The following is a 23776-nucleotide window of genomic DNA, read 5'->3' on the forward strand; positions in this document are numbered from 1 at the left end:
TTCCATTGTGGCCCCAACAGTGCCGGCCGGATTAAATTTCCGTATGCGACAAGCTGCCTCCTGGCCCGCGTCTCGCTGGGTTCATCCCAGTGTCACGTTGCTGTCCGACAGCAGGCGCGCAAAGGCGTCGCTGGCGAGATAAGCATGCTCGCGCTCGCGGACATCGGTCATCGGGTCGAGGCCGGCGAGGACGTCATCGACGAAGCCGGGATGGCACATCACGAGGCCGCCATCGGGGAGCCCTTCCAGGAACTGCCGCATCAGCGCGCCGAAATCGGCGGCGCGCGTGAAATCATAGGCGCCGGCGAAGCCCGGGTTGAAGCTGAGGCCGGCGCTGCCGGCGCGGCGGCGGAATTGCGCGCTGAGACTGTCGAGCACCATGGCTTTTGGTGAGGCCAGCCGTTGCCTGAGCGGCAGATCGCGGCCGCCCTGACGCACCCAGGCGTTTGGCGCAGCCTCAGCGACCGCATCGACGAAGCCGTCGCGGACCTGCGGGTAGAGCTGCACATGCTGGTGGCCGTCGACGAAATCGGGGGCGCGCCCGAACGCTTCCATGAAGGCTGCCAGCTGCGCCTTGACTTCGTTGCGGAAGAATTCCCGGTCGAGCCGCCGCAAAACGCCCGCGCGCAGCAGCTTCGGAAACGGCATGAACATGTCGCCGTCGAGCGGTCGGAAATGCATGGTGAGCGGCCGGAACGGCGCCGACAGCGTCACGTGCAATCCGATCGTGCAGCGCGGGTTCGTCTTCGCTGCGGACTGAAGCGCCTCGATCTCGCTGCGCACGATCGCCGGACCCACCATCATCACCGAGGTGGCGTTGAGGCGGCCGCGTTCGATCAGGTCGCGGATGGCGCGGTTGACGGCCGGGCTGATGCCGTAATCGTCGGCGCAGAGCCAGATTCGCCGCGGGCGCGCGGCCGCGCTCATTCGGCCGCCGTCCTGTTCGGGGCGTCGTCGGCCTTGCCGGCCTCGGAGTGCTTCTCGCTGTGCTCGGCGACGAAGTAGATCGGGCGCGCCTTGAGCTCGGAGAGGATCTTGCCGATATATTCGCCGACGATGCCGATCATGATGAGCTGCACGCCGCCGATCGTCATCAGGCCGATCACGAGCGAGGGATAGCCGGGCACCTGCTTGCCGGTCGTGAACACCTCCCAGAGGATCGACAGGCCGAACAGGAAGGCACCTCCGGCGAGAATGACGCCGAGCAGGCTGGCGAAGCGCAGCGGTGCCACCGAAAACGAGGTCAGGCCCTCGATCGAGAGGCCGAGCAGGCTTGCGGCGTTGAAGGTGGTGACGCCATGGACGCGCGCCGCGGGCTCGTAGTCGACGCGGATCTGGCGAAAGCCGATCCAGCTGGCGAGGCCTTTGAAGAAACGGTTGCGTTCCGGCAACTGCCGGAGTGCGGCGACCGCGCGCGGCGAGAGCAGGCGGAAGTCGCCGGCGTCCTCGGGAATCTTCTGGCGTGCGCCCCAATTGATCAGCGCGTAGAAGCCGTGCACCGCGACCCGGCGCAAGAAGGGCTCGTTGTCGCGATGCGCCTTGGCGGTGTAGACGACGTCATAGCCGTCATCGATCCAGTGCCGCACCAGCTGTTCGATCAGCGCCGGCGGATGCTGGCCGTCCCCGTCCATGAACATGACGGCACCGAGCCGGGCATGGTCGAGGCCGGCCATCAGCGCGGCCTCCTTGCCGAAATTGCGCGACAGCGACACCACCTGGACGTCGATCGCGTCGGCGGGCAGCGACCGCGCGATCGACAGCGTCGCATCCTTGCTGCCGTCGTCGACGTAGACGACCTCGCAAGTCAGCCGATAGCGCTGCCGCAGCGTCTTTGCGAGATCGCAGATACGCTGATGCAGGGCAGCGAGGCCCGCCGCCTCGTTGTAGACGGGGACGACTATCGACAGCCCCTTCGCAGCGGCGCTCGCTGCGGTGGTCGTCATGCCGGAAACGTCAGAGCCCAGCGTCATCGATCAAGGTTCCAGAGGCGTTTAGATGTTCTCAACAGCATATGGTAGCTGCCGCTTGCTGTCGCCATGCTGAACGAACCTCGGGCTCACTGCCCGAGGAACGCCTCGAGCTTGGCGAACAGCGGGTTCTCCCGATCGAACACGTAGTCCAGCGAGACCACCGAGACGGTCTCGGCGCCATGCTCGCGCAGGAAGCTCGCCAGCGCATAGAGCTGACCCGGCGGGCAGTGCAGCGTCAGCATGCCTGACGAAGTCGGACCGCCGAACGGAGCCTCGACGCCGTATCGGCTATGGGCCTCGCCGAGCAGGGCGGCGTCGCATTGCCGGAAGCGGGTGCGGACTTCGCGGTATTTGTTGGCCCGCGCCCGCGCTGCGATGTGATCGAGGATGACACGCGCCGTCTCTCGCGCCTGCGGCGACCAGTCGGCCCCTTTGGATGCGACCAGATTGGCCTGGCTGCGCAGGATTGTACCGTCGTCGAGCACGCGCAAGCCGTTGGCGGCGAGCGTTGCGCCCGTGGTGGTGATGTCGACGATCAACTCGGCGCTGCCGGCCGCCGGCGCGCCTTCGGTCGCGCCTGCGCTTTCGACGATGCGGTAATCGGTGATGCCGTGGGTCTGGAAGAAGCCGCGGGTGAGGTTGACGAACTTGGTCGCGACCCGCATCCGCATGTGATGCTGCTCGCGGAAGCCGGTGGTGACATCGTCGAGGTCCGCCATGGTGCGGACGTCGATCCAGGCCTGCGGCACCGCGACGACGACGTCGGCATAGCCGAAGCCGAGCCCTTCGATCAGCGACACGCGCTTGTCGGCATCGGCGATGTTCTCGCGCACCAGGTCCTCGCCGGTGACGCCGAGATGCGCAAAGCCGCGGGCGAGTTGCGAGGCGATCTCGCTCGCCGAGAGATAGGCGACCTCGACATTGTCGAGACCTGCGATCGTGCCGCGATAGTCGCGGGCGCCGCCGGCCTTCGACAGCTTGAGACCGGCGCGGGCGAAGAAGGCCTCGGTGTTCTCCTGAAGGCGGCCCTTGGAGGGAACGGCCAGAACGAATGGCGCGCTCATGACTTAAGCTCCCACCTTGCGGCCGATCTTCGTCAGCGCATCCACCCAGACCGAGAAGCCGACCGCGGGGATCGGCTCGCTCGAGCCGAGCTGGGTCATCAGCCCGTCATAGCGGCCGCCCGCGACCAGCGGCTCGGCGCCGTTGCCCCGGTGATGCAGCTCGAATTCGAAGCCGGTGTAATAGTCGAGGCCGCGCCCGAACGCCGTCGAGAAGCGGGTCTGCTTCACCTCGATGCCGCGCGCCGCCATGAAGCCGACGCGGCTCTCGAACTGATCGATCGCCGGGGCCAGATCGAGCTTCGCGTCGGTCGTGAGTGCGCGCAGCTCGGCGATGGCGTCGTCGGGATTGCCTGATATCGACAGGAAGCGCTTGAGCACGGCGATCGCCTCGCGCGGCAGCGCGCCGCCCTTCAGCGTCGATTGCTCGAGGAAGCGATCGGCGATCTCGGCCGTGGTGCGCCCGCCGACATTGGTGGTGCCGGCGATCGACATCAGGTCGGTCACGAAGGCGAGTGCCGCCTTCCGATCGGAGCCGGCGAGGGCGGCCAGCACGCCCTCATATTCGCTGCGCGTCGCGGTGCTGGCGGCTGCCAGCCGCTCCAGATCCTGCTCCAGGCTGATCTTGCGGTTGAAATCCTTGACCAGGCGGCGGCGCCAGACCGGATAGAGGTTGAGTGCATCCAGCAGGGCATTGAACAGCGCGACATCGCCGGTACGGATCTCGACATCGCGGACGCCGAAGGCGGCGGTCGCCTCCAGCGCCAGGGCCAGCATCTCGGCATCGGCCGCGGCGCGGTCCTGGCGGCCGAACGATTCGATGCCGGCTTGCAGGAATTCGCTGGCCTGGCCGCTACGGTAACGAAACACCGGACCGAGATAGCTGAACCCGGCCGGCTGGCCGGCGCGGGTCGAGGCGAGATAGTCGCGCGCGACGGGAATCGTCAGGTCCGGGCGCAGGCAGAGCTCCTCGCCGGAAAGGTCTGTGGTGAGGTACAGGCTCTTGCGGATGTCCTCGCCGGAGAGATCCAGGAACGGCTCGGCCGGTTGCAGGATGGCGGGCTCGGCCCGGACGTAACCGGCCTGCGCGAACGACAAGAGCAGCGTATCCGCCCAGGCGGAGCCGGCAGCATTTGAGGTGGCAGTCGCGGTCATCTCGGGGTCCATCGGCCCGGTGGAACCGGGCAGGGCAAGGAAGGAATGGGAGTTGGCGCAGCCCTTAGCACGGCCCGAAAGCGCTTTCGACCTCCAAAGGATCAATCGCTTAACGAGTTTGGAGCGACGCCGGCCCCCGTCGGCAGGGTGTAGAACGCGGCATCGATCAGGTAATTTGATACCGAATTCCGATGGATCACGTTTCGTCGCGGGATGCGCCGGACGAGGGGGGCGGCTTCATTCGGTTGGGCCGGGGACTGGAGCCGGTTCCTCGGTCACGGCAAAGCTCGACCCGGCCGTCGCGGTCCCCGCTGCTTCCGCGAGTTGTTCCGCCAGGTCGAGGACCCTTCCCCTTCTGCCGGGGTCCGCGAGGCGAAGAAACGCCTTGATGAGCCGCAGCGACTCGCGTGATCGCGCCTCGGGCACAAGGTCGTCATTCATTGCCTTGTCTTCCATCGCGATCGCCACCGCCGGCGGCGCCGGCATCGTCCAATCTGTTGGATGCGCGCTCGCGCAATGAAGTCCTGGCGGCCGGGGTCCGGCGGGCACGTCGAAGGTCTCGCCGACAACGATGTCCGGATGCAGCAGCAGGCCGGCGCCACAATGAGAAACTACGGACGGCTGGCAAGTCGTCGCATACTCATTTTGGGTATGGCCGATGATCCGTTCGCCGTAGCCATCGTCTACAAGATGAATGTTGGTTTTCGATTCATGCGCAATGCTTCAGATATTATCCGGACGGTCTCGCGGCATACGCTAGCCTATATGCTGTTCTCGATGAGCGAGTTGTTCCGGCACTACGACGAATTCGATCCGCTGGACCTTCTGATCATTCATGCGGTCCTGAACGCCAATGTCATCCACGTGATGAACGATCCGGCGTTGGACGAGAAATTCTCCAGCATTCATGCCGTCGAGCCGGACGTGATCAAGCAGGGGGTCTCTCGTGCCGCACTCTCCCGCTTCCTCAGCCTGCCACTGGAGACGGTTCGCCGTCGCGTGACGGGACTGAAGAGGCGGAAGATTCTCGCCGAGACGAAGGCCGGACTCATCGTGACCGAGCAGAACGCATTCAGGTTTGGAAATAACCACGAGCTGCAGAAGACGAACATGCTGTTGCTCGCGAAGCTGCTTCGCGATCTCAAGCGTGCCGGCATCAGCGGGCCGGATGATCTGCGCGCCTCCAGGGGCGCGACGTCCGCAAAGAAGGCAAGGTAAGCGACACGATATGGATCAAGGCCATCTCGATACGGCGCGCGACGGAGCGCGAGAGCTGGCGACGGACCGCTTGATGTCCTTCCAGCAGCTCAAGCCATCGTCGGCCCTCGAGCTCAGGGCATATGACATCGACCATTTCGGCGAGACCGAGAGATATGCCGGCGCTTCCAGCATGCCGTTGTCGGTCGGGGCGACGGCAATCATGCGGGCCCGGCTCAGCCTGCCGACCCTGACCCTCTCTCTGGTGAAAACCGTCCCGAGGATCGTTCGCGGCTATCAATTGACCGATGCCGCCGCCGTCGTGGTGCCGATGGATCACGTGACCTCGGCCCGCATCAACGGGCAACCAATGGGCCGTTCCATCGTCGTTCTGACGGGCAGCTCCGATTGCCTGGTCTATGAGCCGGAGGGCCGGCTGATGGCAGTCGTGTATCTCAGTCCGCCGCAGCGCGAACCCTGGGCGCAGCTGGGTGACGGCTATCGCCTGGTGAACCCGCCGTCGGACGTTCTTGCCTCGCTGCGTCGCCTGATCTCCGTTACGCTGGAAACCGCGGCTCATGACCCGGACTTCCTGAACGAGCCGATGTCGCTGACCGCCGTCGAGCAGTCCCTGCTCAGCACGATGGACTCTGCGCTGCGCACCAGCGCGAGCGGCGGACCTGCATCGTCCGCCACGGATGGCTATCGGCGGATCGTCGCGGACATGGAAAGATTGATCCGGCAAGACCCGACGGTCTGGCCCAGGACGCCCGAGCTGGCCGCGCAGGTGGGCGTGTCCGTCCGGACTCTCCAGAGCGCGACACAGGCCATTTGCGGCATGAGCCCGCATCGCTACAGCCGGGTCCTGCGGCTCTGGTCGGTGCGCAAGCAGCTGCGCATCGGTCCCGGGCGGCGCAGTGTGAAGGCCTGTGCAATTGCGCACGGCTTCTGGCATCTGAGCGAGTTCGCGGCGAGTTACAGGGCGGCCTTCGGGGAGCTGCCGTCCGAGACCCTGCACCGCGCGATGCAGGAAACGATCTCAAGCGCGATGCGATCGGGATGAATCGTCATCGCGCTTGAGGTTATTGTTTGAGCATGATCATTCCGGAAAACCGCTGCACGCTTTTCCGGATCATGCTAGCCGCGCCCACCGCCCCAGTCGCCCAGCACCGCCTGCACCAGCGCCAGCGCCGCCACCGCGGCGGTGTCGGCTCGCATGATCCGGGGGCCGAGGGCCAGCCGCAGGATCTTGGGCTGCCGCAGCAGCAGTGCCCGTTCCTCCTCGGCGAAACCGCCTTCGGGGCCGATCAGCACGTCAATACCTCCGCCGGCCTCACGGGTGTCTTGCAGGCTCTGAACGGGGTCCTGGACCTCCGCCGCCTCATCGCAGAAGATCAGCAACCGGCCCGCGGCGCGCTGGCTCAGGAAGCGCTCCAGCGGCACCGGCTCGGCAACGGTGGCGATGCTGAGGATGCCGCATTGCTCGGCCGCCTCGACCACGTTGGCGCGCATTCGTTCGGTATTGACCCGGGAAGCCTGGGTGAACCGTGTCAGGACCGGCTGCAGGGCGGCGGCGCCCATCTCGATCGCCTTCTGCACCATGTAATCCAGCCGGGCATGCTTTAGCGGCGCGAAGACGTAAGTGAGGTCGGGTAGCTGGTCCTGGGGCCGGGTCTGCTGGAGGATCACGAGGCCATCCGGTCGCTTGCGGCCCTCGATGGCCGCCTGCCACTCGCCGTCGCGGCCGTTGAAGGCCAGGACTTCGGCCCCGGCGGCAAGGCGCAGCACGTTGCCGAGATAGTTGCTCTGGTCGCGGTCGAGCGGCACCCTGGCGTCCTGGACGAGGGCGGCATCGACGAACAGCCGGGGAGCGCGAAAATCGTGGGAGGGCATCGTCAGAGGTCCGATTTGCCGCCGTTCTTAACCGAAACCAGTAGTTTTGGGGGTAAATATCGCCGGATTGGTGCGTCCCAGCGCCGCGCTCTTGCCCTATTCCACGGGTTGTTAAGGGCCGGCGGGAATCGTAGAAAAGCGAACACGCTGGTCGCGCTTCAATTGGGAAGACGCCGCCCCCGTAAGCTCCTGCCGGAGAGACTGCCTTCATGATCCGTCGTCTGATGGTTCCGATCACTGCCGCCATGGTCGCCATGGGTGCCGCGGGCGCCCATGCGCAAAGCGCCTTCCCGGCGCCGCTGCCCGGTCAGGCTGCTACCAGCTCCCCCTTTCCGCCCGTGAACGGCGCGGCGCCCGTCGCCTCCGTCGGCACGACGCCGCAATCGTCGTTTCCGGTGAACGGCGCCGCCCCGGTCGGCGGTGCCGGCGCCTTCAGTGCGGCTCCGCCGACGCAAGCCGGTCCCGGTGAGGACTGCATGAAGGCGTTCATGCCCCTGCGCGAGGAAGCCGAGAAGCGCGGCAAGCTGATCAAGGCGGCGAGCGACCGTCACGCGCCGCCGGACGAGGCCTGCAAGCTGATTCGTAATTTCAGCCAGGCCGAGACCAAGATGATCAAGTACATCGAGACCCACGCCGCCAAATGCGGAATCCCGGCGCAGGTCGGCGCGCAGATGAAGGACGGTCACAAGAACACAGAGGCGATGGCGGCGAAGGTCTGCAACGTCGCGCTGCAGATGCAGCAGCAACAGGCGCGTCCGGCCGGCCCGTCCCTGAGCGAGGTACTCGGTTCGGGCTCTGCGCCGGAGGTCAATGCCGGCAAGAAGGGCGGCAGCACCTTCGATACGCTCAACGGCAACGTCCTGACCCGATGAGCGAGACATCCGCCCGCGTTGCCGATTCTACCGGCAACTGGGTCGATACGCTCGCGCCGCATTGGGCGCGGCCTTACCTGCGCCTGTCCCGCTTCGACCGTCCGATCGGCTCCTGGCTTCTCCTGATGCCATGCTGGTGGTCGGCGGCGCTCGCGAGCGGCATGGCGCATGACGTCCGCGGCCTGCCGCTCACCATCGGGCTGTTCTTCATCGGCGCCTTCGTGATGCGCGGGGCAGGCTGCACCTGGAACGACATCACCGATCGCGATCTCGACGACAAGGTCGAGCGCACGCGCTCGCGGCCGTTGCCGTCAGGGCAGGTGACCACGAAGCAGGCGCTGGCCTTCCTGGTCGCGCAGGCGCTGATCGGCCTCCTGGTGCTGCTGCAGTTCAACCGCTTCGCGATCGCGACCGGCATCGCCTCGCTTCTGATCGTCGCGATCTATCCCTTCATGAAGCGCATCACCTGGTGGCCGCAGATCGTGCTCGGGCTTGCCTTCTCATGGGGCGCCTTGATGGGATTCGCCGTCACATTGGGACACATCGACGTCACCGCGCTCGTGCTCTATGCCGGCGCGATTTCCTGGGTGATCGGCTATGACACGATCTATGCGCATCAGGATGCCGAGGACGACGCGCTGATCGGCATCAAGTCGACCGCGCGCCTGTTCGGCGCGCACACCCACCAGGCGCTGATCCTGTTCTACGGGCTCGCGGTGATGTTGATCGGCATCGCGCTGGCCTCCGCCGATGTGCGCTGGCCGGCCTGGCTCGGGCTCGTGGCCTTCGCCGTGCATCTGGCCTCGCAGATCGTGCGCCTGAAGATCGAAGATCCCGAGCTGTGCCTGCGCCTGTTCAAGTCGAACCGTGACGCGGGCTTGCTGCTGTTCGCGGGATTGCTGGCCGACGCGGTGATGCGGGCGTAGGTCTCGTAGGGTGGGCAAAGGCGCACTTGCGCCGTGCCCACGATCTTTCTCCATTCTATGGAGGAGGTGGGCACGCTTCGCTTTGCCTACCCTACGGCACCTCTGGTTGCCGCTTAATTCCGCGCGATGATCTCGCGCTCGCCCTGGTGAACCAGCAGCTCGCGCGCCATGGCGACACGCCGGCGCATCAGGAATTTCGGGCGGCGGGCGCGGATCGCGTTGGCGCGGCGACGGCGCGGCGCGGGCTTGCGGGCGCCTTCGTCGAGCTGCGGCAGCGCGAAGAGCTCGCTCCAGATCGCCCAGGCTTGCGCGATCTCGTCGGCATCGGCGCCGACCAGCAGCGGAATGGACAGCGAGGGATCGCGATGCACGAGGACGAGCGTCTGCACTTCGTCATTGCCGCGCAAGGCGACGCCGGTGAAGTCGGCAACGCGCACGTTGATCGCCATCTGCATGCCGCGGACGGCACGGCGCAGCACGACACGCTCGCGATGAAGCTCGATCTGCCTGACATGTCCGTCGGCGCGCGGGTCATGCGCGTCGAAGCGGACCGGAAGGGAAAGGGGGTCGAGCCGCAAGGAGCGGCTCGACCCGGCGGGAGCGATCCCGCATGTTGCTGTTTGACGCCTCACGGCTTTAGTTCTCCCCGCCGGGATTATGCTCCCGGTCGATGCGAGGACCTTAGCGCGGCCCTTTCCGAAACCGCTTAAAAAGCCTGGTTAACCCACCGTCACCGCTGCTCATGATTGACAAGACCTTGGCGCGCATGATTGACGAGACGTTGCGTCGAAGTTGCGAATCTGAGCTTTTGGCGGGCTGAAAATGCTTGAAGTCCGCGCTATCAGGGCACATCTGTGAGTTCCGGCCCCGAACCCCGCCCCAACAGGATTTCGTTCGTGAACTCTTCACCAAGCTCGACGCTTTCGACCCAAACATCGTCGCAGGCCAATCGCGACCTGTTAGATCAGTCCGCGCTCTCCGATCTCGCGCAGCGGCTGGTCGAGGCGGCCAGGCGCGCCGGCGCGGATGCGGCCGATGCGGTCGCGGTGCGCGGCGTCTCGCAAGGCGTCGAGGTCCGCGACGGCCGTGTCGAGGAATCCGAACGGTCGGAGGGCGACGATGTCGGCCTGCGCGTGCTGGTCGGCCAGCGCCAGGCGGTGGTCTCGACCAACGACGTCAGCGGCGATGCCGTGACCAAGCTTGCCGAGCGCGCGGTCGCGATGGCGCGCGTGGCGCCCGACGACAAATATGTCGGCCTCGCCGATCCCGCGCTGCTCGCGCGCGACTTCCCCGATCTGGACCTGCTCGATCCCGATGTGCCGGCGACCGCCGAGCTCGAGCGCCGCGCGCTCGCGGCCGAAGCTGCGGCGCTCGGCGTGAAGGGTGTGACCAAGTCCGGCGGCGCCTCGGCTTCCGCCGGCATCGGCGGCATGGTGCTCGTGACTTCGACCGGCTTCCACGGCTCTTACCTGCGCTCCAGCCAGGGCATTTCCGCCACCGCCATATCGGGCGAAGGCACCGGCATGGAGCGCGACTACGACTTCACCTCGGCGCCGCACGGCGCCGATCTGCTGTCGCCGGAGACGGTCGGCCGTTCCGCCGGCGAGCGCACCGTGGCGCGCTACAATCCGCGCAAGGTCGAGACCTGCAAGGTGCCGGTCGTGTTCGATCCGCGCGTCGCGGGCTCGCTGGTCGGCCATCTCGTCGGCGCCATCAACGGCGCCTCGATCGCGCGCAAGACCAGCTTCCTGAAGGACAGGCTCGGCCAGCAGCTCTTCGCCAAGAACATCCGCATCATCGACGATCCCTTGCGCAAGCGCGGCCTGCGCTCGCAGACCTTCGATGCCGAGGGCGTCGCGGTGAAGAGGACCGCGCTGGTCGACGAGGGCGTGCTGACGACCTGGCTGCTCGATTGCGCCACCGCGCGCGAGCTCGGCCTCGCCACCACCGGCCATGCCCATCGCGGCGTCTCCTCCTCGCCGTCGCCCGGGCCGTACAATCTGCATCTCGAGCCCGGCACGCCGACACCGGCCGAGCTGATCTCCGACATCAAGCAGGGTTTCTACGTCACCGATCTGATCGGCTCCGGCGTCAACGGCGTCACCGGCGATTACAGCCGCGGCGCCTCCGGTTTCTGGATCGAGAACGGCGAGATCACCTATCCCGTCAGCGAAGTCACGATCGCCGGGCATCTGTTCGAGATCTTCAAGTCGATGCAGCCCGCGAACAATCTCGAGTTCCGCTACGGCATCAATGCGCCGACGGTGCGCATCGAGGGTTTGACGCTTGGCGGACGTTGACGCGCACTCTCTGGACGAAACCATCCTGGCCCGCGACGCGGCGCTGCTGAAGGACACGGTGCGGGAAGCGGGCGCGCTTGCGCAGTCGATGTTTCGCACCGAGCTGAGGAAGTGGACCAAGGGCGCGTCCTCCCCGGTGTCGGAGGCCGACATCGCGGTCAACGATCTCCTCGAAGCGCGCCTGCGCGCGGCGACACCCGACTATGGCTGGCTGTCGGAGGAGAGCGCCGACGATGCGGCACGGCTGTCACGGCGGCTGACATGGATCGTCGATCCCATCGACGGCACGCGCAACTATCTGGGCGGTCATGACGAGTGGTGCGTCAGCGTGGCGCTGGTGGAGGACGCCTCGCCCGTTCTCGCCGCGGTGTTTGCACCAGCGAGCGACGAGTTCTTCTTCGCGGTGCGCGGCCAGGGCACGACGCTCAACGACAAGCCGGTGCGGGCGACGTCCGGATCCGATCTCGACTTCACCCGCGTCGCCGGCCCGAAGCCCCTGGTCGAGCGGCTGAAGCCGTCGCTCGGCGAGATCAAGCTGCATCGGCGAATCGGCTCGCTGGCGCTGCGGCTGTGCCGGGTGGCCCATGGCGCGCTGGATGCGGCTTTTGCGGGGGGCAGCAGCCATGATTGGGACCTTGCGGCGGCCGATTTGATCGTGCAGGAAGCGGATGGTAGGATGAGCGACCTCTCCGGAGAACCCATCCTCTATAACCGCCGGGAAGTGGCGCACGGAGTGCTGGTGGCAGCGGGACGCGATCGTCATGCGGGCATTGTCGCGCATTTTCGCAACCGTCCCTTGGCCTGAAGCGCTTCGTCGTGCTTGTCGGACACTGCTTTGCCGGGCAGCCCGTTAGGAACAGAACTCATGCCAGATAGTGCCCCGCAACAACTGCTCCACCTCGTCATCGGCGGCGAACTCGTCGATCTCGAGCACAACATCTTCAAGAATCTGGACGATGTCGACATCGTCGGCCTCTATCCGAACTATGCCGCCGCCCACGCCGCCTGGCGCGCCAAGGCGCAGAGCACGGTCGACAACGCACAGATGCGCTATTTCATCGTCCATCTCCACCGGCTGCTCGACCCGAATCAAGAACCGGCGCGTTGAAAAGACTGCTTCGCAATACGCTGCGAAGCAGCTGGCTTCAGCGTGCCGTCGGGGTCCTGGCGGCCGAATATCTGCGTCTGGTCTGGCGGACCAACAAATTCACGTTCGATCCGCCTGATGTCTATGGACGCGTCGAGCCGCAGCTCCCCGCGATCTTCGCGTTCTGGCACGGCCAGCATTTCCTCACGCCCTTCATCAAGAATCGGGACAAGGCCTCCTATCGGGCCAAGGTCCTGATCTCCCGCCATCGCGACGGCGAGTTCAATGCGATCGCGGCCGAACGGCTCGGCATCGGCACCATCCGCGGCTCCGGCGACCATGGCGGCGCGTTCCACCGCAAGGGAGGTGTGGGCGCCTTCAAGGAAATGGTGCGGACGCTCCAGGCCGGTTGTAATGTCGCGTTGACCGCCGATGTCCCCAAGCGCTCGCGCGTGGCGGGGCTTGGCATTATCATGCTGGCACGGGAATCGGGACGGCCGATCATGCCTTTCGCGATGGCGACCAGCCGCTTCGTCCGGCTCAAGAACTGGGACCGCACCACCATCAATTTGCCGTTCGGGCGCGGCGCACTGGTCGGCATCAAGGAAATCCACGTTCCCGCAGATGCCGACGCCGCCGCGATGGAAGCGTTGCGGCAGGAGCTGGAAGACACGTTGAACGAAGCGACCCGCCGCGCCTACGCCCAACTCGGCCGTCCGGGACCGGAAGATGCCTAAGTCGCTGCCCATTGCGCTGCCGATCACGCTGCGGATGTATCGGCGCCTCGCCTCCGGCCTGGTGCCGCTTGCGCCTGCACTGATCAAGCGGCGGCTGAAGCAGGGTAAGGAGGATCCTGCGCGCGTTGGCGAGCGGCGGGGGCTGTCCCGCGACGTGCGGCCGCATGGCCCGCTGGTCTGGATCCACGGCGCCAGCGTCGGCGAGGTGCTGGCCGCCGCGGCGCTGGTCGGGCGCCTGCGCGATCTCAATCTGCGCATCCTGCTCACCTCGGGCACCGTCACCTCGGCGGCGGTGGCGGCAAAGCGCTTTCCGCCTGACGTGATCCATCAATACGTACCGTACGACTCTCCGCGCTATGTCGCGCGCTTCCTCGATCACTGGAAGCCGTCGCTGGCGCTGTTCATCGAATCCGACCTGTGGCCGAACCTGATCCTCGCCGGGGCGGCGCGTCGGGTGCCGATGGTGCTGATCAACGGACGGATGTCGCCGCGCTCCTTCCCGCGCTGGCGGCGCATGCACGGCACCATCTCGGCGCTGCTGTCGCGGTTCGACATCTGTCTTGCGCAGTCGAAGACCGATGCCGAGCGCTTTTCCGCGCTCGGCGGCCGCGACGTCGTCACCACGGGCAATCTCAAGCTGGACGTGCCGGCGCCGCCGGCCGATCCCGCAAAGCTTGAACGGCTGATGGCGATGACGCGCGGGCGTCCGATCATCGTGGCGGCCTCGACCCATCCGGGCGAGGACGAGATGCTGATCGCGGCGCATCGCAGCCTCTCCGGCTTCTTCCCGCAGCTTCTCACCGTGATCGTGCCGCGGCATCCGGATCGCGGCTCCGCGATCGGGGGCCTGGTCACGTCCTCCGGCCTGAAGCCGAGCTTACGCTCGCGCGAGGAGCTGCCGACGGTCACGACCGACGTCTACGTTGCCGACACCATGGGCGAGCTCGGCCTGTTCTACCGTCTCTCGCCGATCGTGTTCATGGGCGGATCGCTGATCCCCCATGGCGGCCAGAATCCGATCGAGGCGATCAAGCTCGGCGCGGCGATCGTCCACGGTCCGCACGTCTTCAACTTCGCCGACGTCTATGAAGCGCTCGACGGCAGCGGCGGGGCGCGCCAGGCCGATACCCAGGAGGCGCTGGTCAAGCAGCTCGGCCTGCTCCTGGCCGAGCCGATGGTGCGCGACAAGATGCAACGCGCAGGCGCAGGCGTGGTCGAGCAGCTCGGCGGTGCGCTCGATCGCACCATGACCGCGCTCGAGCCGTATCTGCTGCAGTTGCGGATCGAGATGGGGGCCGCGAATGCGTGAGCCGGCCTTCTGGTACCGGCCACATTCCCCGCTATCGCATGTCCTCTTTCCGCTAGGTGCGCTCTACGGCGCCGTCACCGCATGGCGCATGCAGCGCGACGGCGTGGACGCCGGCATTCCCGTGATCTGCGTCGGCAACTACCATGTCGGCGGCGCCGGCAAGACGCCGACCGTGCTGGCGCTGACGAAGCTGCTTCGCGAGCTCGGCGAGACGCCGGTCGTGCTCAGCCGCGGCTATGGCGGGCACCTGAAGGGCCCGGTGATGGTCGACCGCGCCCGTCATGCCGCGGCCGACGTCGGCGACGAGCCTCTGATGATGGCGCGTGACGTCCCGGTCGCAGTCGCGCGCGACCGCCTCGACGGCGTCGCGCTGGCGAAATCGCAGGGCGCCACCGTGATCGTGATGGATGACGGTTTCCAGAACCCGCGTCTTCTGAAGGACGCATCGCTGATCGTGATCGACAGCGAGCGCGGCCTCGGCAACGGCCAGGTGTTTCCCGCAGGCCCCCTGCGCGCGCCGTTGCAGGCGCAGCTCGCGCGCACCGACGCGCTGGTGCTGATCGGCGATGGCCGTGCCGCCAACGATGTCGCGGCCGAGCTTGCCAAGCGCGACAAGCCGGAGCTGCGGGCACGCCTGAAGCCGATTGAGGCCTCGCTCGCTCAGCTGTCCGGCAAGCGGGTCTTCGCGTTCGCCGGCATCGGCGACCCCGGGCGTTTCTTTCGTACCCTGCACGCCAGCGGCATCGCGGTCGCGCGCACGCGCGCCTTCGCCGACCACCACTCGTTTTCGCAGGAGGAGATCGCGGCGCTCGCAGCGGATGCCCAGCGCGAGCAGCTCACGCTGGTGACGACGGAGAAAGACCTTGCACGCCTGCGCGGCCGCGCGGACGTGCCCGAGGGCATCGTGCCATTCGCCGTTCAGCTCGAGTTCGACGAGCCGGCAAAGCTGCGGCAATTGATCAGCGATCATCTCTACAGGGCGCGCGAGCGGCGGTTCAGCGCGCGTTGATCTCGTGCACTAAAGCATGATCCGGAAAAGTGCGCAGCGGTTTTCCGAAAAGATCATGCTTGCTTAGACAACAACCTAAAGCGCGATGACGATTCATCCTGGTCGCATCGCGCTTTAGGCAAGCGTCTCTGCCATAGCTCATACGGCGCGGGTGACGAATTCTCTTCCGCGCTCTTGGCAGTTGATGTAGCCTTTCACGAGAGCCGTCACCAGGACGTGCCGAACTCCCGGCAATCATAGACGGCGTTTATGCCCACGGCGGGCGCGATCTTATTATTTCAGATGTGACGGCCGCAACGACCAGTTCGGAGCGGCAGGGAGAGTCATTGCCAAAAGCAGAGGAGAACATGCCATGCATTTTTGCCTCACCGGCCAATACACACCACGCGCTCTCAACGCCATCTTGGAAAACCCGGCAACCAATCGCCAGGAGGCCGCCAGGAAGCTCATTGAAGCGGCCGGTGGAAAACTGATTTCAATGTACAGCGTTGCGGCCGACGGCCCCGGCGTCCTCGTGATCTTCGATGTGCCTGATCCCAGTGCGGCTCCGGCCATTTCCGGCCTGACCGTCACGGCGGGCACCCTGCAGGACGTGAAACTGGTCAGGTTGTTCACGCAGGACGAGATCAAGCAGGTCCGTCAGAACGCGGCGAAGCTGCGTTCTTCGTATACCCCGCCTGGAAGCTGATATCCGGATCTGACGCGCAGCCGCCGCAGTCGAACGACGCGGCGGCTGTGCTCATGTCGAAGCCAGAACATGTCTGCAACGAAGCGAGGGAGCCTGCTCACCACGCCCCGACGGCCATCAATGCGACGATGGTCGCGCACGACATGCAGGCCACGATGACAGTGTAGCATTCGGGTGTATTCATTGCTGTCTCCCAAACTGTCGCCAATTGCCTGGTCACTGCTACGCGAGTGATCGCCGGTCTTGCGGCCGCTTCAGTTCGGCATGCCCTGACCGGTCTTGCGGCCTGCGTCCGTTCTCTCATCGTCGTCCTGCTTCGCAGGATGATGAGCCGCTTCGCGAGTTTCAGAGCGTTGAGCTGCGATCAGAAGCTGCTTGCGCATCTCGGCGAGACGGGCTCGGCAATATTCACGATAGAGCAGGTCTAGTATGGCGGGCATGATCACCCCCATCGTTTGACTTTCAATTTACAGAAATTCCACCGCGAATTTTCGCGATGATCATAGCCCGTCAGATGACTCTTCGATATGAGCCCGTTCACAGACTGTGCCAATTCCGAAGCTCGATGGCTGTTTGGTTGTTCTGCTCGTCTGCGCGCAAAATGGAACAGGGCTGGTGACCTGACATGCACTTCTTACCTGACATGCACTTTAGCAGTGATTTGTTTCGCCGAGACTTCATCAAACAACTTAAGGGCGCCGAACGGCAACGAAGCATCCAACCACAGCGTGCGTCTTCTCGGTCCTGCAGGTCATTCAGGCGGCATTCATCGCAAGACTTCTATCGGTTCGGACGATCGGGAGAATGCGATGAAATTGCCGTCCGCGACTGTCGCCGCCAGCCTTGTGTGTCTGATCATTGCGCCTGTGTTTGCTGCGCAAGCGGCGCCGTCCGCTGCTCCGGCAGCGACGGTGCCGGTTCCCGCCACCAAGCGGGTCACGTGCTTTGCTACGACGCAAAACCTGAAGGGACAGGACAGGCGCGACCAGTTGCAGCTCTGCATGGCGCAGGCGCGGGTCGATTGTCTGAAGCAGGCGATCGATCAGAAAATCGTCGGAGAGGCCCGGAAGGATTTCATCAAGACCTGCGCAGGCTCGTCGGATGGCACGGCGCAGCGATAGCCGCGCGCCGCGGACGTTACGCCTGCGGCTTGAGCGCGCCGGGGAAATGCCGCTGCAGCACCGCGGCGGGTGTGGCGTAGGCCTCCTGCAGATCCACGCTCCAGTACTTCAGCTCGTCGAGCGGAATCCGCGTGTCGGTGATCGCGCAGCGCACGAAGGTCCCCGGCGAGATCACGCGGAAATCGCCGTCGAGATACTGCACCTGCGCTTCGCCATGGCCCGAAGGGCCGAACTTGTTCAGCACGGTCGAAAGTCTCCGTGGAAGGCCCCTCCCAGGAAGAACCCTGGAGGGCACGATGTGTTGGCTTGGATGTAGCATAGATAAGGGTGGCTTGTCCGCCCGTCAAACCCACCGGTTCGTGATGTTTTACCGCCGTTTCTGCGTGATAAGGCTTCGAGCGAAGGATCGCTGGTTCCGGCATCTTCTCCGGCAGAGTCCGATGCGCTTTCGACTGACCACCCTGTTCCTGGCGCTGCTGATATCGGCCGCGCACGCCGGATCGGCGCCGCAGCCGGTCGACATTCCGCTCGCGTCCGGGGTCCTCCATGCGCAGCTCTACAAGCCCGAGGGCGAAGGCCCGTTTCCGACCGTGATCGCGCTGCATGGTTGCGGCGGCCTCGGTGGCCATTCCGATCCCGTGCTGCCGCGCTATCGGGATTGGGCCGAGCGCCTGCTCAAGGCGGGCAATGCCGTGCTGCTGCCGGATAGCTACGGCTCGCGCGAACTCGGGCCGCAATGCCGCGTCAGGGAGATGCATGTCAAGGCGCGGCGCGAGCGCGTCGCCGATATCGCGGCCTCACGCGCCTGGCTGATGAAGCAGGCCTGGGTGGCGCACGACCGCGTCAGCCTGATCGGCTGGGCCAACGGCGCGAGTGCGCTGCTCTGGGCGGTGCGCCCGCAGAGCGCGGCGCGCGATCTCACTCCGGATTTCCGTGCCGCGATCGCGTTCTATCCGGATTGCCGGATCTCCGCGGGTCTGGGGTGGAGCACGCGAGTACCGACGCTGGTGCTGATCGGCGCCGATGACGACGTGTCGTCGCCGCCGGCCTGCCGCCAGATGGTGGACGGCGCGCGCGGCCGCAGCGCGCTCGCGCGCATCGTGGTCTATCCCGGTGCCGATCACGATTTCGATCGCACCAGCATGCCGCTGCACGCAGCTGCCGGCAGCCGCGACGCCGCCGCGCCCGAACACGGCCATGTCGGCCTGGACGCCGAGGCGCGTGCGGAATCGCAGAAGGACGTCGCACGCTGGCTGGCGCGGTAAGGGTGCTGCCGTAAACCCGGATAGAGCGACTTCGCCCGCCATAGATCGGCGGAAGCGGGGCCGCCCGGGGAACAACGTGGGCGGGCAGCCCCGCATCGACCACCGCCCTGCACAGAGCATGGCCGACCGGGAATCTACGGCCCCATGCCGCGCCGGTTTCGGCTGCGACCGTGCCATCTTTCGACCACGATGGCGGTTAAACGCATTCACATGCGCAACCGCATCGTCCTCTTCGCCTCCGCCCTGATCGTCTTCACTGTCGCGATCTTCCTGTTCGAAGCCCGCGCCGGCGCGCCAATGCTGGCGCCGGAACATTGCGGCTTCTGGACCACGATCGACGCGGGATTGTCGTGTAGGTAGGGCACGCCGTCTCCACACACGCCGTCATTGCGAGCGCAGCGAAGCAATCCAGAATCTCTCCGCGGAAGGATTCTGGATTGCTTCGTCGCAAGGGCTCCTCGCAATGACGAGATGAGAGAGCGCTCGTTGGTCGCTTGTCAGAACAGGCTGCCCTGATCCACCTTCTTGGCCACGCGCTTCGGTGCCGGCTTTGCCTCCTGCGCGGCCGGCTTGGGTTGCGGCGGCGCGCGCGTTGCGGCGGGGTCCGCGCGATCCGCATCCGCCGTCGCGCCGACGCGGCCATCGGCGAATTCGATCTCGACACGTGCGCCGGGACCGATCGACTCCGCCGCATGCAGGGGATGGCCGGCCTCATCGCGCACCAGCGCAAAGCCGCGCGCGAGCACGCTGCGATAGGACAGCGCGGAAAGCAGCTTGCCGCTGTTCTCGACCCTTGTGTCGAGCCGGTGCAGCAGCGTCGCCAGCGCGCGTTGCGCCCGTTCGGCCAGCCGATGCGTGCGCTCGCGCTGGCGGGCAATCGCGTTGCGCTGCGCCTGCGCATTCGAAAGCTTCGATGCGCGCAGGCGCACCTCCAGCCCGGCAAAGCGATCGCGCCGCCGTCGCAACAGCGAGCGCGCGGACAGGCCGAGCCGCTCGCCGCAAACCGTGAGACGATGATCGGCCTGCGAGATCTGGCCGTGCAGCACGCGCAGCGTCAGCTTCGAGCTTGCGGCGGTGAACCTGCGGAAATGCGCATGCGTGTTGGCCTTGAGGCAGCGGGGCAGGGAGGCGCCCGCCGAATCCAGCCGCTGCCGCGGGATCGCGAGCAGATCGCCGGCCGCGGGCAGTGCACGCGCGGCGGCGCGCAGCTCGCTGCGGCGGCTCTCCTGGGCGCGCTGCCAATAGGCGCGGGTGCGGCGGCCGAGATCGGCGACCTCGACGAACAATTCGCTGCGCACCGGCACCGCCATCTCGGCCGCCGCCGTCGGCGTCGGCGCACGCTTGTCGGCGACGAAGTCGATCAGCGTGATGTCGGTCTCGTGGCCCACCGCCGAGATCAGCGGGATCATGCTCTCGGCGGCCGCGCGGACCACGATCTCCTCGTTGAACGACCAGAGATCCTCCAGCGAGCCGCCGCCGCGCGCGACGATCAGCACGTCAGGCCGCGGGATCTTGCCGCCCTCGGGCAGCGCGTTGAAGCCGCGGATCGCGGCCGCGACCTGTTCGGCCGAGCCGTCACCCTGCACCTTGACCGGCCACACCAGCACGCGGCGGGGAAAGCGGTCCTCCAGCCGATGCAGGATGTCGCGGATGACGGCGCCGGTCGGCGAGGTCACGACGCCGATCACCTCCGGCAGCCACGGCAGCAGCTGCTTGCGCGCCTCGTCGAACAGGCCTTCGGCGGCGAGCTTCTTCTTGCGCTCCTCCATCAGCGCCATCAGCGCGCCGATGCCGGCCGGCTCCAGCGCCTCGATCACGATCTGGTATTTCGAGGAGCCCGGATAGGTCGTCAGCTTGCCGGTGGCGATGACCTCGAGCCCCTCCTGGGGCTTGAAGCGCATCCGCCCGTGCACGCCCTTCCAGATCACCGCCTCGATCTTGGCGCTCTCGTCCTTGAGCGCGAAATAGCAATGGCCGGACGAATGGGCGCCGCGGAACCCTGAGATCTCACCGCGGACCCGGACATGGCCATAGGTGTCCTCCACCGTCCGCTTCAGGGACTGCGAGAGCTCGGAGACGGTGAATTCGAAGGCGTTGTTGAGTTGTTCCGCAGGCGGCATCTAGCAAACGATTCGGCATTTTGGGGTCGAGCCGGACGTTAGGGATTTTCGCATCGCGGCGCCAATCGATTCGACGAGGCGCGGAACCGCTTCCGCGGAAGGCTGCTTGACTCGTGTGTAATTTCATATATGAAAGTTAAAAATCATATATGAATAAAGAGGAGGAAGCGGACCCGATGAGCGTGGCCGATCCCGACGATCCAGCTCGACGCATGTTTGCGCAGTACCGGCTCAAGCCGAATAGCGGGGTCAATCCGCCCTATTCGCCAGCCTACCCGGTCGAGTGGGGCTGCACCTTGCGGACCGTCGAGATCACGACGCGTGTCGCGCCGGGCAAGGTCGCGGCCCTGCTCGCCGACACGCCGTTCGAGATCGCGAGCGATCGCGTCGCCTTCCGCTTCATGCGTTCGCCCGGCCACTCCCTGGCCGTGCACACGGGCGAGATGTTCGACCTGATGATCTCCGTGCCTGTCCGGTACAAGGGACTTTTCACCGAGACGCATATCTTCATGTATTGCAGCGATCCCATGGGGATCTGCGCCGGGCGCGAAGTGTTCGGCTACACCAAGAAGGACGCCCACTACGCCTTCGACGAGCATCCGGACGGCTCGATCACCGGATGGGTCCGCCGCCGCGGAATTCCACTCGCCGATTTCGCCTTCACGCCGGATGCATCCGCACCCGTCGTCCGCATCGTCGATGGCGACGAACTGCCGGCCGGCGAAATCCATGTGCGTCGCCTGCCGCATCCTGAGCGCCTCGGCATCGCCTATGCGGACATCGCTTACCGCCGCACCCCGTTGAAATACTCGCAGCCGGTGCCGGGCCGTGCCGCGATGACGCTGCACGCCAGCGAGTACGATCCGATTGCCGAGCTCGAGCCGGAAATCCTCGGCGCGCATTTCATGGTGTCGGAGGTCTATGGCGGCGGATTCGAGGTCGAGGACCGGCGGCTCATCGAGCGGCTCATTCCCTGACGACAAGATCAGCCTGCGCGCGATGTACGTGCGGGCGGCGAATACCGGGAAGAAACACGCGCGAGGCAAAGGAGGGATTCGACATGGAAGGACGATTTCGGGTGAGCCGCCGGCGGCTGCTGGCCGGCGCCGGCGGACTTGCTTTGGGCATGACGGGACTCGGTGCGCGGGCGCAGGAGGCAAAGCCGCTTCGCATCGGCGTGCTGACGGACATGTCCAGCCTCTATGCCGATGTCACAGGCCCGGGCTCGCTGCTGGCTGCAAAGATGGCGGTCGAGGATTTCCAGGCTTCGGGTCCGAAGATGACCCGGCCGATCGAGATCATCAGCGGCGACCACATGAACAAGGCCGATGTGGGCGCCAACATCGCGCGCGAATGGATCGATCGCCAGGGGGTCGATGTCATCGTCGACGCGCCGAATTCGGCCGTCGCGCTCGCGGTCCGCAACATCGTGCAGCAGAACAACAAGACCCTGCTGGTCTCCGGCGCCTCGTCGTCGGACCTGACCGGAAAGTCCTGCTCGCCCAATCTCGTGCACTGGACCTACGACACCTACGCGCTGTCGTCGGGTGTCGCGCGCGCCGTCGTCGAGAGCGGGGGCAAGAGCTGGTTCCTGCTCACCGCCGACTATGCCTTCGGCCATGCCATGGAAGGCGACATCAAGACCGTCGTGCAGAAATCCGGCGGCAAGGTTCTCGGCGGTGTCCGCACGCCGATCAACACGCAGGACTTCTCCTCCTTCCTGTTGCAAGCCCAGTCGTCGAAGGCGGAGATCATCGCGTTGATCAATGCCGGCGGCGACACCATCAACTCCATCAAGCAGGCGGTCGAGTTCGGCATTCCGCAAGGCGGCCAGCGCGTCGTCGCGACGGTGCTGTATCTCAGCGACGTGCATTCGCTCGGCCTGAAGATCGCGCAAGGCCTGCAGTTCACCGAATCCTTCTACTGGGATCTGAATGACGACACGCGCGCCTGGACGAAGCGCTTCGCGCCGCGCAACAACGGCCGCTATCCGACGGCTTTGCATGCGGGCGCCTATGCCACGACGCTGCACTACCTCAAGGCCGTCGATGCGCTCGGCGCCTCCATCGACGGCAAGGCCGTCGTTGAGCAGATGAAGAAGCTGCCGACCGATGATCCCCTGTTCGGCAAGGGCAGCGTGCGCGCCGACGGTCGCAAGCTGCACAACATGTATCTGTTCGAGGTGAAGACTCCCGGCGATTCCAAATATCCCTGGGACTATTACAAGCTGGTCAAGACCATCGCGCCGTCCGAGGCCTGGCGGCCCTTGGCGGATGGCGGCTGCGAATTCCCCAAGTCGTGAGCGGCACGGACCGGCCGCCGGTCGCGCTGGTCACCGGCGGCGGGGGCGATATCGGGCGCGCCATCGCGTTGAGGCTGGCGCGGATGAGCGCTGCGGTCGCGATCGTCGACCGCGACGAGGCGGCCGCACGCGCCACCGCGCAACTGGTCGAGCAGGGCGGGGCAAGGGCGCTCGCCATCCGCGCCGATGTCTCGCTCGCGCAGGATACCATCGCCTTCGTCGAGGCGACCGAAACGCGCCTGGGGCCGATCGGCATCTTCGCCAACAACGCCGGCATCGAGGGCGTCGTCGCTCCTGTTCACGAATACCCCGACGAAACGTTCGATCAATTGCTGCAGGTGAACGTCAAGGGCGTGTTCCTCGGCCTCAAGCACGTGATCGCAAGGATGATGCAGCGCGGGACGGGCGCAATCATCAACACCGCATCGACCTCTGCGATCCGGGGGCGCGCAGGGCTCGCCGGCTATGTCGCCTCCAAGCACGCCGTGCTCGGGCTGACACGCACGGCGGCGCTCGATGTCGCCGGGACCAGGATCAGGGTCAACGCCGTTCTGCCCGGACCGGTCGAGTCGCGCATGATCCGGGAACTGGAAGGCCAGGCGCGTGACAGCGCCATCGCGTTGCGCCGAAACGTTGCGACCGCGCATGGGCGGCCGCAGGACGTCGCGAACGTCGTTGCGTTTCTCGCCTCCGACGAGGCTGCGCATGTGAATGGTGCCGCCTGGGTCGTCGACGGCGGGATGACGCTGGCCTAGCGCCTGACG

Annotated in this window: 27 protein-coding genes; 17 read left to right on the plus strand and 10 right to left on the minus strand. The window is 66.0% G+C overall.

All coding sequences use genetic code 11. The features are described from left to right. Nucleotides 1-81: 81 nt before the first annotated feature. The 5 genes from XH96_RS05955 to XH96_RS05975 all read right to left on the minus strand — a co-directional run bounded on the left by XH96_RS05955 (nucleotide 82) and on the right by XH96_RS05975 (nucleotide 4672). Nucleotides 82-927 carry a ChbG/HpnK family deacetylase gene (locus XH96_RS05955; RefSeq protein ID WP_194391464.1) on the minus strand — a complete coding sequence of 282 codons (846 nt, stop codon included), beginning with the start codon at nucleotides 925-927 and terminating at the stop codon, nucleotides 82-84. Beyond that, the gene (locus XH96_RS05960; protein WP_194391465.1) at nucleotides 924-1970 is read right to left on the minus strand and encodes a glycosyltransferase family 2 protein; all 1047 of its coding nucleotides are present in this window, start codon (nucleotides 1968-1970) and stop codon (nucleotides 924-926) included. Before XH96_RS05960 ends, XH96_RS05955 begins: the two co-directional genes overlap by 4 nt. An 86-nt stretch (nucleotides 1971-2056) precedes the next feature. Then, complete coding sequence (gene hisG, locus XH96_RS05965) at nucleotides 2057-3034, minus strand: ATP phosphoribosyltransferase (protein WP_194391466.1); 978 nt, start codon at nucleotides 3032-3034, stop codon at nucleotides 2057-2059. A 3-nt stretch (nucleotides 3035-3037) separates the two neighbouring features. Continuing rightward, nucleotides 3038-4186 carry an ATP phosphoribosyltransferase regulatory subunit gene (locus XH96_RS05970; protein WP_194391467.1) on the minus strand — a complete coding sequence of 383 codons (1149 nt, stop codon included), beginning with the start codon at nucleotides 4184-4186 and terminating at the stop codon, nucleotides 3038-3040. A gap of 237 nt (nucleotides 4187-4423) precedes the next feature. Continuing rightward, nucleotides 4424-4672, minus strand: a complete 249-nt coding sequence (locus XH96_RS05975) for a hypothetical protein (protein WP_246789967.1) — start codon at nucleotides 4670-4672, stop codon at nucleotides 4424-4426. A gap of 30 nt (nucleotides 4673-4702) precedes the next feature. On the opposite strand from XH96_RS05975, the gene XH96_RS05980 reads away from it, so the two are divergent. Together XH96_RS05980 and XH96_RS05985 are read left to right on the plus strand one after the other, a co-directional pair. Further along, nucleotides 4703-5404: a hypothetical protein gene (locus tag XH96_RS05980; protein WP_246789969.1), complete on the plus strand. Its 702-nt coding sequence runs from the start codon at nucleotides 4703-4705 to the stop codon at nucleotides 5402-5404. 73 nt (nucleotides 5405-5477) lie between these two features. Next, entirely contained in the window at nucleotides 5478-6446 is a 969-nt protein-coding gene (locus XH96_RS05985) for a helix-turn-helix domain-containing protein (protein WP_246789971.1), read from the plus strand. Nucleotides 6447-6520: 74 nt separating this feature from the next. Here the strand turns inward: XH96_RS05985 and XH96_RS05990 are convergent, their stop codons facing one another. After that, nucleotides 6521-7276 carry a 16S rRNA (uracil(1498)-N(3))-methyltransferase gene (locus XH96_RS05990; protein ID WP_194391468.1) on the minus strand — a complete coding sequence of 252 codons (756 nt, stop codon included), beginning with the start codon at nucleotides 7274-7276 and terminating at the stop codon, nucleotides 6521-6523. A 209-nt stretch (nucleotides 7277-7485) separates the two neighbouring features. On the opposite strand from XH96_RS05990, the gene XH96_RS05995 reads away from it, so the two are divergent. Both XH96_RS05995 and ubiA read left to right on the plus strand, forming a co-directional pair. Beyond that, complete coding sequence (locus tag XH96_RS05995; protein ID WP_194391469.1) at nucleotides 7486-8148, plus strand: hypothetical protein; 663 nt, start codon at nucleotides 7486-7488, stop codon at nucleotides 8146-8148. Continuing rightward, a complete protein-coding gene (gene ubiA / locus XH96_RS06000; protein WP_194391470.1) occupies nucleotides 8145-9074 on the plus strand; it encodes a 4-hydroxybenzoate octaprenyltransferase in 930 nt (309 codons plus the stop codon). The genes XH96_RS05995 and ubiA overlap by 4 nt, the downstream gene beginning before the upstream one ends. A gap of 113 nt (nucleotides 9075-9187) precedes the next feature. Here the strand turns inward: ubiA and XH96_RS06005 are convergent, their stop codons facing one another. Then, nucleotides 9188-9706: a DUF6101 family protein gene (locus tag XH96_RS06005; RefSeq protein WP_194391471.1), complete on the minus strand. Its 519-nt coding sequence runs from the start codon at nucleotides 9704-9706 to the stop codon at nucleotides 9188-9190. A 264-nt stretch (nucleotides 9707-9970) separates the two neighbouring features. On the opposite strand from XH96_RS06005, the gene XH96_RS06010 reads away from it, so the two are divergent. From XH96_RS06010 to XH96_RS06040, 7 genes are all read left to right on the plus strand, one after another. Next, entirely contained in the window at nucleotides 9971-11374 is a 1404-nt protein-coding gene (locus tag XH96_RS06010) for a TldD/PmbA family protein (protein WP_194391472.1), read from the plus strand. Next, complete coding sequence (locus XH96_RS06015) at nucleotides 11361-12179, plus strand: 3'(2'),5'-bisphosphate nucleotidase CysQ (protein ID WP_194391473.1); 819 nt, start codon at nucleotides 11361-11363, stop codon at nucleotides 12177-12179. Before XH96_RS06010 ends, XH96_RS06015 begins: the two co-directional genes overlap by 14 nt. A 60-nt stretch (nucleotides 12180-12239) precedes the next feature. Further along, nucleotides 12240-12482, plus strand: coding sequence for a DUF4170 domain-containing protein (locus XH96_RS06020; protein ID WP_028179575.1), 243 nt, complete (start codon nucleotides 12240-12242; stop codon nucleotides 12480-12482). Beyond that, the gene (locus XH96_RS06025) at nucleotides 12479-13198 is read left to right on the plus strand and encodes a lysophospholipid acyltransferase family protein (RefSeq protein ID WP_194391474.1); all 720 of its coding nucleotides are present in this window, start codon (nucleotides 12479-12481) and stop codon (nucleotides 13196-13198) included. The genes XH96_RS06020 and XH96_RS06025 overlap by 4 nt, the downstream gene beginning before the upstream one ends. Then, complete coding sequence (locus XH96_RS06030; protein WP_194391475.1) at nucleotides 13191-14507, plus strand: 3-deoxy-D-manno-octulosonic acid transferase; 1317 nt, start codon at nucleotides 13191-13193, stop codon at nucleotides 14505-14507. Before XH96_RS06025 ends, XH96_RS06030 begins: the two co-directional genes overlap by 8 nt. Then, on the plus strand, nucleotides 14500-15516 hold the full coding sequence (gene lpxK / locus XH96_RS06035) for a tetraacyldisaccharide 4'-kinase (protein WP_194391476.1): 1017 nt from the start codon (nucleotides 14500-14502) through the stop codon (nucleotides 15514-15516). Before XH96_RS06030 ends, lpxK begins: the two co-directional genes overlap by 8 nt. 352 nt (nucleotides 15517-15868) lie before the next feature. Further along, nucleotides 15869-16204, plus strand: coding sequence for a GYD domain-containing protein (locus XH96_RS06040; RefSeq protein WP_028181254.1), 336 nt, complete (start codon nucleotides 15869-15871; stop codon nucleotides 16202-16204). A gap of 254 nt (nucleotides 16205-16458) precedes the next feature. On the opposite strand, the gene XH96_RS06045 is transcribed toward XH96_RS06040, so the two are convergent. Continuing rightward, nucleotides 16459-16656 carry a hypothetical protein gene (locus XH96_RS06045; protein WP_246789973.1) on the minus strand — a complete coding sequence of 66 codons (198 nt, stop codon included), beginning with the start codon at nucleotides 16654-16656 and terminating at the stop codon, nucleotides 16459-16461. 75 nt (nucleotides 16657-16731) lie between these two features. Here XH96_RS06045 and XH96_RS39775 point away from each other — a divergent pair, with 75 nt between their 5' ends. Then, complete coding sequence (locus tag XH96_RS39775; RefSeq protein ID WP_371739978.1) at nucleotides 16732-17325, plus strand: hypothetical protein; 594 nt, start codon at nucleotides 16732-16734, stop codon at nucleotides 17323-17325. A gap of 16 nt (nucleotides 17326-17341) precedes the next feature. Here the strand turns inward: XH96_RS39775 and XH96_RS06055 are convergent, their stop codons facing one another. Beyond that, complete coding sequence (locus XH96_RS06055; protein ID WP_131869153.1) at nucleotides 17342-17569, minus strand: DUF2093 domain-containing protein; 228 nt, start codon at nucleotides 17567-17569, stop codon at nucleotides 17342-17344. 196 nt (nucleotides 17570-17765) lie between these two features. On the opposite strand from XH96_RS06055, the gene XH96_RS06060 reads away from it, so the two are divergent. Both XH96_RS06060 and XH96_RS06065 read left to right on the plus strand, forming a co-directional pair. Continuing rightward, nucleotides 17766-18590, plus strand: coding sequence for a dienelactone hydrolase family protein (locus tag XH96_RS06060; RefSeq protein ID WP_194391477.1), 825 nt, complete (start codon nucleotides 17766-17768; stop codon nucleotides 18588-18590). A gap of 189 nt (nucleotides 18591-18779) precedes the next feature. Then, on the plus strand, nucleotides 18780-18950 hold the full coding sequence (locus XH96_RS06065; protein WP_194394429.1) for a hypothetical protein: 171 nt from the start codon (nucleotides 18780-18782) through the stop codon (nucleotides 18948-18950). Between the two features lie 137 nt (nucleotides 18951-19087). On the opposite strand, the gene xseA is transcribed toward XH96_RS06065, so the two are convergent. Further along, nucleotides 19088-20710 (minus strand): exodeoxyribonuclease VII large subunit, encoded by a 1623-nt coding sequence (gene xseA, locus XH96_RS06070; protein WP_194391478.1) that lies wholly within the window; start codon nucleotides 20708-20710, stop codon nucleotides 19088-19090. A gap of 176 nt (nucleotides 20711-20886) precedes the next feature. On the opposite strand from xseA, the gene XH96_RS06075 reads away from it, so the two are divergent. From XH96_RS06075 to XH96_RS06085, 3 genes are all read left to right on the plus strand, one after another. Continuing rightward, the gene (locus XH96_RS06075; RefSeq protein ID WP_210337860.1) at nucleotides 20887-21687 is read left to right on the plus strand and encodes an acetoacetate decarboxylase family protein; all 801 of its coding nucleotides are present in this window, start codon (nucleotides 20887-20889) and stop codon (nucleotides 21685-21687) included. Nucleotides 21688-21836: 149 nt separating this feature from the next. Further along, nucleotides 21837-23012, plus strand: a complete 1176-nt coding sequence (locus XH96_RS06080; protein ID WP_194394052.1) for an ABC transporter substrate-binding protein — start codon at nucleotides 21837-21839, stop codon at nucleotides 23010-23012. Beyond that, nucleotides 23009-23767, plus strand: coding sequence for an SDR family NAD(P)-dependent oxidoreductase (locus XH96_RS06085; RefSeq protein WP_194391479.1), 759 nt, complete (start codon nucleotides 23009-23011; stop codon nucleotides 23765-23767). Before XH96_RS06080 ends, XH96_RS06085 begins: the two co-directional genes overlap by 4 nt. Nucleotides 23768-23776 lie beyond the last annotated feature (9 nt).

Origin of the sequence: Bradyrhizobium sp. CCBAU 51765 (assembly GCF_015291725.1) — a bacterium.
Lineage (GTDB): Bacteria > Pseudomonadota > Alphaproteobacteria > Rhizobiales > Xanthobacteraceae > Bradyrhizobium > Bradyrhizobium liaoningense.

Excerpts from the sequence above, each read along its gene's own strand:
- XH96_RS05955 (WP_194391464.1), bottom strand. The coding sequence starts at position 927 with ATGAGCGCGGCCGCGCGCCCGCGGCGAATCTGGCTCTGCGCCGACGAT.
- XH96_RS05960 (WP_194391465.1), bottom strand. The coding sequence starts at position 1,970 with ATGACGCTGGGCTCTGACGTTTCCGGCATGACGACCACCGCAGCGAGC.
- hisG (WP_194391466.1), bottom strand. The coding sequence starts at position 3,034 with ATGAGCGCGCCATTCGTTCTGGCCGTTCCCTCCAAGGGCCGCCTTCAG.
- XH96_RS05970 (WP_194391467.1), bottom strand. The coding sequence starts at position 4,186 with ATGACCGCGACTGCCACCTCAAATGCTGCCGGCTCCGCCTGGGCGGAT.
- XH96_RS05975 (WP_246789967.1), bottom strand. The coding sequence starts at position 4,672 with ATGCCGGCGCCGCCGGCGGTGGCGATCGCGATGGAAGACAAGGCAATG.
- XH96_RS05980 (WP_246789969.1), top strand. The coding sequence starts at position 4,703 with ATGAAGTCCTGGCGGCCGGGGTCCGGCGGGCACGTCGAAGGTCTCGCC.
- XH96_RS05985 (WP_246789971.1), top strand. The coding sequence starts at position 5,478 with ATGTCCTTCCAGCAGCTCAAGCCATCGTCGGCCCTCGAGCTCAGGGCA.
- XH96_RS05990 (WP_194391468.1), bottom strand. The coding sequence starts at position 7,276 with ATGCCCTCCCACGATTTTCGCGCTCCCCGGCTGTTCGTCGATGCCGCC.
- XH96_RS05995 (WP_194391469.1), top strand. The coding sequence starts at position 7,486 with ATGATCCGTCGTCTGATGGTTCCGATCACTGCCGCCATGGTCGCCATG.
- ubiA (WP_194391470.1), top strand. The coding sequence starts at position 8,145 with ATGAGCGAGACATCCGCCCGCGTTGCCGATTCTACCGGCAACTGGGTC.
- XH96_RS06020 (WP_028179575.1), top strand. The coding sequence starts at position 12,240 with ATGCCAGATAGTGCCCCGCAACAACTGCTCCACCTCGTCATCGGCGGC.
- XH96_RS06030 (WP_194391475.1), top strand. The coding sequence starts at position 13,191 with ATGCCTAAGTCGCTGCCCATTGCGCTGCCGATCACGCTGCGGATGTAT.
- lpxK (WP_194391476.1), top strand. The coding sequence starts at position 14,500 with ATGCGTGAGCCGGCCTTCTGGTACCGGCCACATTCCCCGCTATCGCAT.
- XH96_RS06040 (WP_028181254.1), top strand. The coding sequence starts at position 15,869 with ATGCATTTTTGCCTCACCGGCCAATACACACCACGCGCTCTCAACGCC.
- XH96_RS06045 (WP_246789973.1), bottom strand. The coding sequence starts at position 16,656 with ATGGGGGTGATCATGCCCGCCATACTAGACCTGCTCTATCGTGAATAT.
- XH96_RS39775 (WP_371739978.1), top strand. The coding sequence starts at position 16,732 with ATGAGCCCGTTCACAGACTGTGCCAATTCCGAAGCTCGATGGCTGTTT.
- XH96_RS06060 (WP_194391477.1), top strand. The coding sequence starts at position 17,766 with ATGCGCTTTCGACTGACCACCCTGTTCCTGGCGCTGCTGATATCGGCC.
- XH96_RS06065 (WP_194394429.1), top strand. The coding sequence starts at position 18,780 with ATGGCGGTTAAACGCATTCACATGCGCAACCGCATCGTCCTCTTCGCC.
- xseA (WP_194391478.1), bottom strand. The coding sequence starts at position 20,710 with ATGCCGCCTGCGGAACAACTCAACAACGCCTTCGAATTCACCGTCTCC.
- XH96_RS06075 (WP_210337860.1), top strand. The coding sequence starts at position 20,887 with ATGAGCGTGGCCGATCCCGACGATCCAGCTCGACGCATGTTTGCGCAG.
- XH96_RS06080 (WP_194394052.1), top strand. The coding sequence starts at position 21,837 with ATGACGGGACTCGGTGCGCGGGCGCAGGAGGCAAAGCCGCTTCGCATC.